Raw genomic sequence first — 13,760 nt, forward strand, 5'->3', positions numbered from 1 at the left:
GCTTGAATAGGATTAAGGCTTAAGCTTTCAAAAGTTTTGCAATATGCGCTTTTAAAACATCTATCGCGATGCGATTTTTACCGCCACGAGGCACAATAATATCTGCGTGCTGCTTAGATGGCTCGATAAACTGCATGAACATAGGTCGTACTGTTTCTTGGTACTGTTTTAAAACAGACTCCATAGTACGGCCCCGTTCTTCTACGTCACGTCTCACACGGCGCAGCAAACAAATATCTAGCGGTGTATCCATAAACACTGTCGCGTGCATAAGTTCACGTAAACGAGGGTCTGTCAGAAGAAGGATTCCCTCAAGGATGATGACTTTTTTCGGTGTCATCAAGGTCGTATTTTCTGTACGCGTATGCTCAGAATAGCTGTATTCAGGCACTTCAACTGCATCACCTTTGGTCAGCGTTTTTAAATGCTCACATAATAAGTCATGGTCTAATGCGTTCGGGTGGTCGTAGTTGGTTTTAACACGCTCTTCCATGCTCAGGTGACCCTGATCGTTGTAGTAGCAATCTTCCGTAATTACACCAATTTGATGATCGCCTACTTTTTCACGAAGTTCATTATAGATAGTACTAGCGATTAAACTTTTTCCAGAAGCCGATGCGCCAGCAATACCGACGATGACGCATTGATTATTATCAGACATTATTCTTGCACCCGATGAATTGAATTGGTGTCGTGTTCTAATACTTAAACCGAGCAACACATGCCCACAAAGTACTAGTGTGTAATATATAAACCGCCTGATTATAGGGAGTTCGCCTTTGACATGCTAGTGAGGATTTCATCCCAGTGACTAATTAGAAGCAATAACGGTAACGCAAACGATTACCGCATATACCTCAAATTGAGTATTGTCCTAAAAGCCACAACAAGTATTAACACTAACGTAACGAAACATTAATCAAGCATTGTAAACTGAATAGACTGAGGCTTTTCTTTTCCATGCCAATACATTCTTGCACACACAGACTCTGCTAACTGAATATAGTCCGCCGCTTGTTCTGAATCTGGTCTTGCGACAACGCTTGGGCAGCCATTATCCGTGTCTTCTCTTAACGAAATATGTAAAGGGATTTGAGCAAGCAAATCGAGGCCAAACTCGCCAGCCATTTTTTGCGCTCCTCCGACACCAAAAATGGCTTCTTTACCCCCGCAATGGCTGCAAATGTGATAACTCATATTCTCAACCAACCCAATCACTGGTACCTGCACTTTTTCAAACATGGCCGCACCTTTGCGCGCATCCGCCAGGGCAAGATCTTGTGGTGTGGTGATAATCACCGCACCTGTCACTGGCACCTGCTGAGCTAGGGTTAACTGAATATCACCTGTACCCGGCGGCATATCAATCACAAGGTAGTCGAGCTCTGGCCACTCGGTTTCATTGAGCAGTTGAGCGAGAGCTTTCGAAGCCATTGGGCCGCGCCAAATTGCCGCTTCATCTTTTGACACTAAATAGCCAATAGAGTGGGTATAAATACCGTGCGCCAAGATAGGCTGCATCCATTTATCGTCTTTAACTTGGGGAGAGGCACCTTGTTGGCCAATCATAAGAGGTACGGAAGGACCATAAATATCCGCATCCAACAAACCAACTTTTGCACCGGATTTGGCGATAGCTAGCGCAAGGTTGACGGCGGTAGTTGACTTGCCGACCCCTCCCTTTGCTGAAGTGACGGCAATAATATTTTTAACGCCGCTTACCTCATGACTGACATGAGTCTGCAAAGCCTTTGGCTGCACAATTATTTCGTACTCAACTGGAGCAATTTGTCCATTACAATGTTGCGACTCTATCCAGCTCGATAATCTTTCTACTAGTGACGATGCCGCAAAGGGTATAGATACCGTGAGCTTGGTCGCTGTGGCCGAAACCATACCCGGCACACTAGCCCATTCTTGAGTAAGACTTGGATGCTCAAACTGATTAAGCCAACAGCAAAATTCTTCTGTGTTCGACAATTGACGCATAGGTCCTCCTTATGACTCTAATCCTAGCATTGCTCGTTAATGGACTGAACCCTGAAAAAACTAAGGTATTCGAGCAGATGATACCTTGGAGTCGTAATGTGGATAAGGTAGTATTAGGGTCAATTTTTTATATCTATCAGAAAAGCGAATATTAAGTATGGCAAACGATCAAAGAAACCTTGATCCAAGGAAACTGCTGGTAACTTGTGCCCTTCCGTATGCTAATGGTTCGATCCATTTAGGTCATATGCTTGAACACATTCAGGCTGATATCTGGGTTCGCTACCAACGCCTACGTGGTAACACGGTAAACTTCATCTGTGCTGACGATGCCCACGGCACGCCAATTATGCTAAAAGCACAACAGATGGGAATCACACCAGAAGAGATGATCGCTGCCGTTAGTGAAGAGCACCAAAAAGACTTCGCTGGTTTCGATATTAGCTTTGATAACTACCACAGTACTCATTCTGAAGAAAACAAGCAGCTTGCGTCACATATCTATTTAGAACTGAAGAAAAACGGTTTTATCTCTAGCCGTACGATTTCTCAGCTATTTGATCCAGAAAAAGAAATGTTCCTACCTGATCGTTTTGTTAAAGGCACTTGCCCTAAGTGTAAATCTGACGATCAGTACGGCGATAACTGTGACAGCTGCGGCGCAACCTATAGCACGACTGAACTGATTGACCCTAAATCAGCGGTCTCCGGCGCAACGCCAGTGATGAAAGACTCTGAGCATTTCTTCTTTGATTTGCCACAGTTTGAAAGCATGCTCCAAGAGTGGACGCGCTCAGGTTCACTGCAAGCTGAAACAGCCAATAAGATGCAAGAATGGTTTGAATCAGGCCTGCAACAATGGGATATCTCTCGCGATGCCCCTTATTTTGGTTTTGAAATTCCAGGCGAAAAAGACAAATTCTTTTATGTTTGGCTCGATGCACCTATCGGATACATGGGTTCATTTAAGAACCTATGCGATAAGCGCAGTGATTTAGACTTTGACGAATACTGGAAAAAAGACAGCACAACCGAGCTTTACCACTTCATTGGTAAAGACATCGTTTATTTCCACTCTCTATTTTGGCCTGCCATGCTCGAAGGCAGTGGTTTCCGTAAACCAAATAATGTGTTTGTTCACGGCTACGTCACTGTTAACGGTGCCAAAATGTCTAAATCGAAAGGCACATTTGTTAAAGCCAGCACCTATCTTGATCACCTCGATCCTGAGTGCCTACGATACTACTATGCGGCCAAACTCAACAGCCGTATCGATGACTTAGACCTTAACCTTGAAGATTTCACTCAACGTGTTAACGCAGATGTAGTAAATAAAATTGTTAACCTTGCGTCGCGCAATGCTGGCTTTATCACAAAACGCTTCGAGGGTAAACTTTCTGATGAGTTTGCAGAGCCAGAATTGTATCAAGAGTTTGTTTCCGCGGCCGATCGCATAGCTGAGCTGTATGAAACGCGTGAATTTGGCCGCGCAATACGTGAAGTAACCGCGCTGGCTGACAAAGCCAACCAATATGTTGACGAAAAAGCACCTTGGGTTGTGGCGAAAGAGGAAGGCAAAGACCAACTGCTACAAGATATTTGTTCTGTCGGTATTAACTTGTTCCGCGTGCTGATGACTTATCTCAAGCCTGTGATGCCTGCTCTAGCCGCACGCACAGAAGCTTTCCTAAATGAAGAGTTAACGTGGGAAGGAATAGCCAAACCACTAACAGGTCATGAAATCACCAAATTCAAGGCTCTGTTTAATCGTATCGATCCGAAAAAGGTTGAGGCTATGATTGAAGCATCAAAACAAGATGCCGCGGCAGAAATGGCAGCCAAAGAAAAAGCTGAAGCCGCTAAGAATCAAGCTAGCCAAACCGAATTAGATAAAGACCCAATTGCAGAAGAAATAGATTTCGATGCTTTTGCCGCTGTTGATATGCGTATCGCTCGTATTATCTCCTGCGAGGAAGTACCAAAAGCGAACAAACTACTGAAGTTTCAGCTTGATATCGGTGGCGAGACTCGTCAGGTTTTCTCCGGCATTAAGTCAGCATACAAGCCAGAAGAGCTTGAAGGTAAGTTGACCGTCATGGTTGCAAACCTCAAGCCTCGTAAAATGAAGTTTGGTATGTCAGAAGGTATGATTTTGGCTGCTGGACCAGGTGGAAGCGATCTTTGGATTCTAGAACCTCATGAAGGTGCTCAACCTGGCATGCGCGTCATGTAATAGTGCTTGATAGTATTACTTTAAAGCCCTGCTAAAAATAGCAGGGCTTTTTTGTGTTGTGTCTCACCACATTGGTGACGATTTGCACCGAAAACAAGCAATGCGCTGTCCCTACATATATTAAGACACTGAAAAATAAGAAATAATTACCTGGCATTAAAGCTGCTCCTGTACATGAGTACTCGCTAGCAATAAGGAGCAGCTTGTGTTCGTACTCATTTCTATTTTGTTATCACTGTGCATATTGATCGCACTATTTCAGGTATCTCAACATCGACAATCAGTACAACAGAGAAAATTGGACATTCTTATCTTACTCAGACAAATACTGTTACTTTGCCGGCAGCATCGCTCGTTAACTCATCAAAGCATTACCTTGCCAACATTAAACAACCAGCATCACGCCTTAAAGGATCTAGACCATCAACTGGTCCAAATATCCAATCAATTAATCGCCGTTGCACATTTTGATAACAAACCCGTTTATCGTATTTTCCAGCAAAGTCTTAATAAGTTGCGTCATGACTGGCAGGATCGCTCACCAGCGCGTAATCAAATTATCCATGGGAAAGCCATTCGCCACTGCATGTTTTTAATGGATGACATTGTGATTGCCTGGCTCGCTGAATCTGGCCGCGATGAGTTAACTGAAGAGTACCATATGAACTGGCAAATCATACTTGATGGTATGGAAATACTGACTCAACTTAGAATTGCGATTGAAAATATTCATCAACCCAAAGGGCTGCAATGTGTACAAGGCTACTGCGAGAAAATGAAACGTAAGCTCAATCAACTATCGCTAATCTGCCCTATCTCACTTGCTTCACCTCATAGCACTCAATGCATCAATGAGTTGATTCAAATCATTGAAAATAATAACAAAAATATAAAATCAGAACACTTATACCAACTGACAACAGATTTATCTTTGGTTCTGTCACAGGTATATGATCAAGTTTTATCAGACATCACTCAACATTTATATCTGCCTCTACCAGAGCTGAGGTTGAACTGATAAAAAGCCCTATTCACAAGAGTAGGGCTTTAACTGCAATATTAGTCTTGAAGCATCTTACGTGCGGCCTCAACAACCACTTTAATTGAACGAGCTTCCGTATCTTTCAAGGTTGAGTGATCGGGGATTTCTTTTTGAGTACGGTTGATAATGACTCCTGCTACACAGCCTGCTTTCAAGCCAGAGCTTGCACACATTGTCAGTAAAGTCGCTGATTCCATTTCAAAATTCAGAACACCCATATCTTGCCATTCTTTCATTGAACCTTGAAAACGCCTTACTACGCGGCCAGAGAAGGTATCATAGCGCTCTTGCCCAGGATAAAAAGTATCACTGGAGGCGGTCACGCCCATATGAACTTTAGCGCCAGACTCTTCAACCGCAGCTTTCATTGCCGTCGCAACCTCAAAGTCAGCCACTGCTGGAAATTCCATTGGAGCAAAGTGCAAGCTGGCGCCATCTAGGCGAACTGAAGCTGTGGATACTATCATGTCTCCCACATTCACATGAGGTTGGATAGCACCAGTAGTACCAACACGTAAGAAAGTATTGATACCAAGCTGAGCCAACTCTTCAACCGCGATGGAGGTTGAAGGACCACCAATACCAGTAGAGCAGACAATAACGGGGTTGCCATCAAGCTCAGCACGGTAAAGCGTGTACTCACGATGGCTGGCCAAAAATACAGGATTATCCATCTGTTCGGCAATTTTTTGAACGCGCGCAGGATCACCTGGAATAATCGCTAGCTTGGCATCAGCAAGATCGTCTTGAGTGACTCCTAAATGGAATACAGCTTGAGACATAAAATAGCTCCTTTTATAACGAAATAGGTGGCGTCGCCTATCTTTTCGTTTATTTATTTGGTTGGGTACAGGGCGTAATGTATCCAACTGAACCAACTTTAATAGTGATTAAAATCACAAATAATTTACACACAACTATCTTAATTGCAAATAAAATCGTTTTGCATCACATTTTATCGTCTTATTAATGCCTAGATTACATAAAAAAGCCTGAGAAGATCTCTCAGGCTCGGTTGTGTGACTAAACACCTATGCTTGTGGCTTAAACTTAAGTAGCCTGAGTGCATTAAGGGTCACGATCGCAGTTGCGCCACTATCAGCAAGAACAGCCACCCAAAGCCCAGTAATACCAAGCAAACTGGTGACAAGAAAGATACCCTTGAGTCCCAGCGCAAGAGCAATGTTCTGACGTATGTTGCTAAGCGTTGCACGAGACAGCTCAATCATACTGGCTAACTCTACCAAACGATTATGCGTGATAGCGGCATCCGCGGTCTCAAGTGCCACATCTGTTCCTCCCCCCATAGCAATACCAATGCTGGATGCTTTCATCGCAGGTGCATCGTTGATGCCATCACCAACCATGGCTACATTTGCTGTTGATGACAAACTCTCAACATAAGTCACTTTATCTTGTGGCAGCAATCCGGCTTTGTAGTCGATATCTATCAATGAACTAATGGCCTTTGCACTGCGAGCATTGTCTCCAGTCAGCATAATTGCATTAACGCCAAGATTCTTGAGCGCCTGAACGGCATCTGCCGAGTCTTCTCTCAAGGTATCTTGCCAAGCAATGAGGCCAATAACCGTATTATCACCTTGAGTCGCCACCACCACTGTTTTGCCCTGTTGTTCTAACTGACGCACATCCTCGGCGACATCACTCGACAATACAAAACCGATCTTGCTTGGTGCGATGGCCTGATACTCAACTCCATCTACCAAACCACGCACACCAAGACCTATTAGCGCTTGTTTGTCATCTGCCTCAGGGATCTCTATGCCAGATGATTTGGCTTTATTCACCAGTGACATAGCAAGTGGATGGCTTGAGCCAACTTCAATGGCGGCAATATTGCGCAAAAGCTCTGCTACCTCAACATTACCTATGGCAATAATATCTGTGACTTCAGGTTTCCCCTTTGTCAGAGTACCCGTTTTATCAAAGGCAACGGTTTCTATTTTACCCAGCTGCTCAAGGGCTGCGCCGCCTTTGATTAAAGCACCTCGTTTAGCGCCAGCTGCAAGCCCAGATGTAATGGCTGCAGGTGTGGAGATCACTAGAGCACATGGACAAGCGATAAGCAGTAAAGCGAGTCCTCGATAGACCCAGGTTTCCCAAGGCTGGGCAAAAAATAGCGGTGGTACAAGAATAACAACTAGAGATACCAACATCATTAAGGGCGTATACCAACGACTAAACTTGTCGAGAAAGCGCTCTAGTGGTGCTTTGCGCGATTCTGCTTCCTCAATAAGATGCAAAATTCGATCAATGGCATTTTCTCCTTGCTTAGAGGTGATCTCAAAGCGCACCACTTTATCAACCACTACGGCGCCAGCCATCACTGAATCATTTTCAACACGTTCAACTGGTAGTGATTCACCGGTTAATGCACTTTCATCAAAACTTGCGGTTTGTCCTATCAGTTTTCCATCAGCTGGAAGTCTAGCCCCTGGTGAAACTTCAATAATGTCGCCAGGTTGTAGTTCACTAGCAGACACCTCAACACGCTCATCATTGATTATTTTTGTCGCGGTTTCAGGCACCAACTCCATCAATGACTGAACACCGCTCCGCGCTCGAGAAGCGGCAAATGCTTCTAAACGCTCACCAATCATGAACAGCAAAAGTACCATGGCAGCTTCCGCTGTTTCACCTAAGTAGAGAGCGCCGATAGCAGCAACACTCATTAAAGTTTCTATCGCAAATGGAGTCCCTGACTTAGCCAACTGGAGTGCTTTCTTACCAATTGGATATAAGCCAGCTAAACAGGTTAATGTAAACATCCATTCACTGAATACAGGAGATATAGGTTTAAGAAGTGCAGCGATAGCCATAGATAATGCAATCGCAATAATCGAAGAGTTTTGTTTAACTATGGTTTTCCAGCCTGAGTTAGGCTGCGGCTTTGTTGAAGACAAGTCGCTGTTATAACGAAAGCCTGCATCCTGAATGGCTTGTTCTACGTTATCGGCAGTACTTTTGCTATCTAGCTTGACCACAAGTTTTTCTGTGGCAAATAAAACTTTTGCGTCCATGACACCAGCAACTTTATTAACCGCTGTTTCAATTTTTTTTGCGCATGACGGACAGTCCATGCCCGTAATTTTCCAACTGTGGGTGTGACCTTTTTTCTTAACCCCTATGGGGTCGCTTTCCTCTTCGGAAGACTGAGCTCCACTAGAACAGTTATCTGAACTGCAACATCCAGAATCAACCTCACTGATCCCTTCCATTTGTATGTTAGCTATTTTAGGATTCGAGCAAGCAGCTTCATGACTAGGATTGAAGGCCACTTTAGCTGAGCGACATGCATGATGTTTAGTGCACATAATATTCTCTCCACTTAATGTACACTGTAATCATAAACCTTGGAGTCTACTCCAAGGTCAACTATTTTTTTCGTCGGTTAATAGACTCTCTTTCTGGCTAGCCACCTCATCAATCAATACTGCATCGTGAGTACAAAAAGGTTGAGAGTTAATACTTGTGATCGACGGGTCTTCTTCCTCCAATTCAAATCTATCGCCTTGGGTCAAATCACTGATGTGTTTATGTAATACAATAAGTGCGAGAATACCAAAGACTACCGACCCAATTGCTTGGCCATACAGAACACCAAGCGCGCCAAACCAAATAGACCCAAGGTATACAAAAGGTAAGGTCCCTAACGTCGCTTTCCCTAAATTTAATGCCGTCGAATAAAGCGGTTTACCAAGATTATTGAACGAAGTGTTGGCCACAAACTGAGCGCCATTAAACACAAAGCTAAAGGCTACATAAGTACAAAAAGCAGACACTATGATAGCTGCATCGCCTTGTAAGCTAAATCCTGTAATCACTAATGACTGAGCGAAATAGAGAAGAGTACAAACCACTGTTGTATAAACGGTAGTAACAACTAAAGAGTTGATTAACGTATCCCTGACTCGATCCAACCGCTCGGCGCCAAAGTTTTGCCCAATAATTGGACCAACCGCGCCGGATAACGCAAAGATTACAGCAAAGCAAACAGGAATAAGGCGCCCTATAACAGCATAACCAGCAACAAAATCTTCACCATATTTGGCAATTGATGTGGTTACGATCGCATTGCCAATAGGTGTCGCAATATTGGTAATAATCGCAGGAATAGATATGGTTAATATCGCTTTGAGGCTATTTTTCCACGCTGACAGCGAGGGTAAGGCAACCAAATCGTGATTACGAATAAGAGGGTATAGCGAAAAGAAGAATACGGTAAACCTAGCAAAAACTGTCGCAACAGCAGCACCTTCAACATTCCAACCAAAGCCAAAAATAAAAATTGGGTCCAATACCGCATTAGTGATGCCTCCAGCGAGCGTTGCCCACATAGACCGCTTAGCATCTCCTGCGGCTCTAAGTCCTGCGCCCGCAGACATAGCAATGGCAATTAACGGCCCACTTGGGAGCAATATTTGTAGGTAAGCTTGCGCGCGCTCCGCCACATAACCCTTAGCACCAATGGCAGCGAGAAGTTCAGGAATGAATACGAACATCAAAGTGCTAACAACACAGCTGATAGTAAAGGCGGTAAGCATAATGCTACTACTAAGCCTTCTCGCATGATCACGCTGCTTGGCACCAATCGCTTTGGAAACCAAAGCACCCATGGCTATTGAAGTACCGATCGAAATAGATGTAGAGAAAAAGACTAACGTACCAGCGAATCCTACCGCAGCGGCTAACTCAACCTGACCCAGCATACTAATGAAGAGCATATCAAGTAAATCAACCACAAATAATGCCATGAGGCCAACAGACCCTGCCCCTGACATCACCAATATATGGCGCATGGTCGAGCCTTCAACAAACTTCGCGCTCTGATTCTCCATGTTAAGTCTCAACTCCCACTTTTACTCAACAAAAAAGAGGCGCCCAACAGCGCCTCTTTTTGCTATTTACTTTTATTACTATACCGGATGTTTAAAGCAATCGTCTAGATTCTTAGCAACTGCACGCAATACATCACGACGAGTAATAATTCCAACCAACTTACCACTATCGATAACTGGGTATACCTTAGGCTTACCAGATTTCATCATGTCAGCTAGTTCAATTATCGATGTCTCTGGCCCAACAGAAAGCACTTGTGAGTGCATACAATCGGAGACAATATGTGTATCTTGGCAGTAGTAACTCACTTTGACTAACTTATCGAGTAAATCATGACCTGAGAGAAAACCGATAACCTGATCTTTATCATCAATGACTGGGCCGCCAAGATAACTCGATTTCAACATCTTTTCTAAAGCCGCACTTAATGACATTTCAGGGGTAAATTTCACTGCCTGTAACGTCATATAGTCTTTCACTTTCAATGATTCCATTTGCGTCTCCTTAGCGTGCAAATCTCATTTTCTATAGTGTAATTGTTGTCTAATTTCTTGATTTTACTAAATTGAAATCAACAATTTTTCCAATAGCTCAGGTCTATCACGCAAAAAGCTCTACTGGCTTTATGAAAATGTAAGCTTGCTTTACTGGCTTTGAAGCTTATTCGCCCTTAGGTGAACTCCTAACCCTTTTAAAAGCTTCGATTTTAAATCCAAGCCAGAATCAGCCTTCGATTTGAACTCCAAATCCTTCCAACGGCCAGTGTGTGCTTCCCACCAAGGCGCCGTTTGTTGCTCTAAATAATTTTCTAGACAAGCTTGTGCTTGCTTAAACTTATCCTCATTGTCTTCGTCTTGCTTAAACGCTCTCATGGTAGCGAAGAATTCACCCTGTTGCTCTTCTAGGTTTCTCTTCTCTGTTTGGGGTGCCCTATCAATTAACTCTTTGAAGAAAAATTTCACTTCCTCTTTCATTGGATGTTCACTTGAACCAAGTTTTGCAAACATCTTCTTGTACTCAGCTTTGTTATCTGTGAAAAACTGCTTCCACTCTGCATTGTCGGTGTTTAATTTAGCATCACGATATAAACGATTGAAACGCACCATGGTAAAAGTCAAATCATCACTGGCAATTTTTTCGCTTACTACCGTCGTTTTACTCTTATTGACCCCAACATTAGCCCCTGCATGAGCGCCTACCGCTACCGTGCCAGACCCGCCAACATTGACATTCGCTGATAACGTTTTGGTGGTACGAGAAAACTGTTTGCGCCAGCCCTTCTCACCTTTGTAGTCTTCAGCTTTGCTATAATCGGGCTTAAATGACCGGCTAGTGTATGAAAATGAAACCCCACCACCAATATCAGGAGCGATATCCAGATCTCCTGGTAACTCAATGCCCTGCTCAGCTATCGCTTGTTGTAGTGTGGCCACATTAATCAAACCTTGGAGTGAGCTGGCTACTGAGCCCGTAAATACCACATCGATATAGCGACCTTCACGAACTCTACTAGGGTGGATACGCTGGCGCTCAACGATATCCAACTGGCCTGAAATTGGACCTGCATTAATTGAGAAGCTCGAGCGAGTATCTGCAACCTGCAAATAAATTTCTTGCTCAAAAGTTGCAATTTTGTCTAAGCGTGACTTTGAATACTCAATTGATGGATTTTGTACCAGCACACCCGTTTGACCAATCAAGTTTGACAACTCTTGTTCTCTCTTTGGATTGATCCCAGAAACAAGGTGCTTGTTGGGCATGATGGTACTGGCAAAAAGTGCATGAGATGCGGAAGCAAACTGCAAAAACTGATGTCGACCAATTGCTCCCCAACGATTCTCAATTTCATGCTTTTGGTTTCTTAGCGCTTTTAACTCTGATTTGTTAGCACTGCCAGATGACTTAAAGTAGTCGTATTTTTGCACCACCTCACAGTACTCATTCATGTCCCTTTTCAGCAGGTTTAACCCTCCAATTGCAGCTTTAGGATCGCTGTCATTATTACTCATTAATATTTGTCTAGCGTGATGAGTAAAATTATCTGGTAATTCATCGAGCTTAGCTTTATTTTTGAGTACAACATCGGCAAGCTGATTGGGTACAAACTCATAAATATCCGTAGTACTTTTCGAGCGATTGGCGCCAAACCCACCACCAAAGTTGACATCCAGACTACCAACATTGAATGTAGTGCCAGCATTAACTGATAGTCCAACATCACCCGCTTTAGTGGTGTAAAAACCCATTAGTGGTTTGGTCCTCTCTGGAGCAGGAGCATTAACACTTGCATTGATCTTCAAAGCAGATTTTAGTAGCTCATTAAGCCGGTGCTGACTATTAGCCGCGAGTTGCTTTTGTTTCTTCAGTGCCTTGGTGTTTTTGGCGTCAGGGCCATTTTGCGCAATATAGTCTTTTGAGTTGTTCCACTCTTTAAAATAAGTCAGACTGCCTTGGCCCGAAGCATTGGCTTGTGCCTTCAATCCAACGTTATCCGACAAGCTCGCCTGCACTCCGGCTTTGAGTCCAGAGCTTACACTATGACTGGTTTCCTCAAAGACTAGGCCTTCATCATCGGCGTTAAAACGTGTCTCTGTTGATATACCTAATGAAACATCCGCAAAAGGCCCCACTTTAGCGTCAGTACCCGGAACAGCCAATAAACTTGCTCCTGCGTTGACACCGACACTGTATGTTGTAGCTTTACCTGCTCCGGGCTTTCCTAACTCAAGATATTCGCCTAGCTGCTTAGCCTGCAGTTTCTCATGCTTCATTTGCATCCAATCACACTTAGTATGCTGAGCAAGAATTGTACATAGTTCCTTTAACTCACCTTTAGGTAATTGCTTACTCAGCTTCTTAAATGCCACGTGGATTTGCTTGGTGTCTTGATAAGATAAATGACCACCTGGCTCCTCATAGTCGTTTAGGACTGGTTCCAATTGAGTTTTCAACACATCAATTGCTTTTTGATATTGCTTGTTATTTTCGTCCAATTCTTCTTTGAGCTTTGAATGAATCATTTTAACATCATCAGCGATGACTCGACGCTCTGGCGTTCCACCATTCTCTTTACCTGAACTGCTCAATTTCACCTCGGGCGGTGGCGGAGTCATAGCAGCAGGCGCACTATTTGAGCGAACTAGGCGAATTCGCTTACTCGGCTTACTCTCTTGTAAATCAGAACTCGCGACTTGATGAAGATTCTTTTCGCTTTTGCTAGAGAATGAGAAGCCTCTTAGTTGGCTTACTTTTTTTATATTCCTTCCCACTTCCTGACATTCATTTTTTGACTTCAATGCATTGGAAGAATTGGTGGTCTCACTTCTATTTGGGGTAAAAACTGCGCTTGCTCTCATGGTAATACAACCCTCTCGCTTCAGGTTACAAAACACTCACTAGTCAAAAATAAAAACTTCTTATATCAATGCAATAGTCAAGTGCCGTGAAATGACATGCTGTTCATACAACCACATAATGAATAAAAATGCACTTTAGTATGTTAACAAGCTGTTTCAAGTGTTAAGTCCAGCCGTATTTCATAAATTTTCCAAGGTTTTCATAAACAAAATATCACCATTTTTGATAATAGTGTCTTTAAAAAACCTTTTTTTAGTTAATCAGAACAACATAAGATAA

The 13,760-nt window shown here is 43.3% G+C and carries 10 protein-coding genes; 3 read left to right on the top strand and 7 right to left on the bottom strand.

Annotation, left to right across the window (positions count from 1 at the left end; all coding sequences use genetic code 11):
* Positions 1 to 19: 19 nt before the first annotated feature.
* Both udk and apbC read right to left on the bottom strand, forming a co-directional pair.
* Positions 20 to 661, bottom strand: coding sequence for a uridine kinase (gene udk, locus MHN79_RS15660; protein ID WP_114787926.1), 642 nt, complete (start codon positions 659 to 661; stop codon positions 20 to 22).
* 254 nt (positions 662 to 915) lie between these two features.
* Positions 916 to 1,989: an iron-sulfur cluster carrier protein ApbC gene (gene apbC / locus MHN79_RS15665; protein ID WP_239173656.1), complete on the bottom strand. Its 1,074-nt coding sequence runs from the start codon at positions 1,987 to 1,989 to the stop codon at positions 916 to 918.
* Positions 1,990 to 2,000: 11 nt separating this feature from the next.
* Here apbC and MHN79_RS15670 point away from each other — a divergent pair, with 11 nt between their 5' ends.
* The 3 genes from MHN79_RS15670 to MHN79_RS15680 all read left to right on the top strand — a co-directional run bounded on the left by MHN79_RS15670 (position 2,001) and on the right by MHN79_RS15680 (position 5,240).
* Positions 2,001 to 2,144 carry a hypothetical protein gene (locus tag MHN79_RS15670; RefSeq protein ID WP_239173657.1) on the top strand — a complete coding sequence of 48 codons (144 nt, stop codon included), beginning with the start codon at positions 2,001 to 2,003 and terminating at the stop codon, positions 2,142 to 2,144.
* A gap of 2 nt (positions 2,145 to 2,146) precedes the next feature.
* On the top strand, positions 2,147 to 4,222 hold the full coding sequence (gene metG, locus MHN79_RS15675; RefSeq protein WP_239173658.1) for a methionine--tRNA ligase: 2,076 nt from the start codon (positions 2,147 to 2,149) through the stop codon (positions 4,220 to 4,222).
* A 205-nt stretch (positions 4,223 to 4,427) separates the two neighbouring features.
* Positions 4,428 to 5,240: a hypothetical protein gene (locus MHN79_RS15680; RefSeq protein ID WP_239173659.1), complete on the top strand. Its 813-nt coding sequence runs from the start codon at positions 4,428 to 4,430 to the stop codon at positions 5,238 to 5,240.
* A gap of 41 nt (positions 5,241 to 5,281) precedes the next feature.
* Here the strand turns inward: MHN79_RS15680 and udp are convergent, their stop codons facing one another.
* The 5 genes from udp to MHN79_RS15705 form a co-directional block, all read right to left on the bottom strand.
* Positions 5,282 to 6,046, bottom strand: a complete 765-nt coding sequence (gene udp / locus MHN79_RS15685) for a uridine phosphorylase (RefSeq protein ID WP_239173660.1) — start codon at positions 6,044 to 6,046, stop codon at positions 5,282 to 5,284.
* Between the two features lie 249 nt (positions 6,047 to 6,295).
* Positions 6,296 to 8,599, bottom strand: a complete 2,304-nt coding sequence (locus tag MHN79_RS15690; RefSeq protein WP_239173661.1) for a zinc/cadmium/mercury/lead-transporting ATPase — start codon at positions 8,597 to 8,599, stop codon at positions 6,296 to 6,298.
* A gap of 57 nt (positions 8,600 to 8,656) precedes the next feature.
* A complete protein-coding gene (locus tag MHN79_RS15695; RefSeq protein WP_239173662.1) occupies positions 8,657 to 10,123 on the bottom strand; it encodes an MATE family efflux transporter in 1,467 nt (488 codons plus the stop codon).
* 78 nt (positions 10,124 to 10,201) lie between these two features.
* Entirely contained in the window at positions 10,202 to 10,618 is a 417-nt protein-coding gene (locus MHN79_RS15700; RefSeq protein WP_160926502.1) for a CBS domain-containing protein, read from the bottom strand.
* A 150-nt stretch (positions 10,619 to 10,768) separates the two neighbouring features.
* A complete protein-coding gene (locus MHN79_RS15705; protein WP_239173663.1) occupies positions 10,769 to 13,480 on the bottom strand; it encodes a hypothetical protein in 2,712 nt (903 codons plus the stop codon).
* Positions 13,481 to 13,760: the final 280 nt, after the last annotated feature.

The sequence above is a fragment of the Vibrio sp. Of14-4 genome (assembly GCF_022347625.1).
GTDB lineage: Bacteria > Pseudomonadota > Gammaproteobacteria > Enterobacterales > Vibrionaceae > Vibrio > Vibrio pristinus.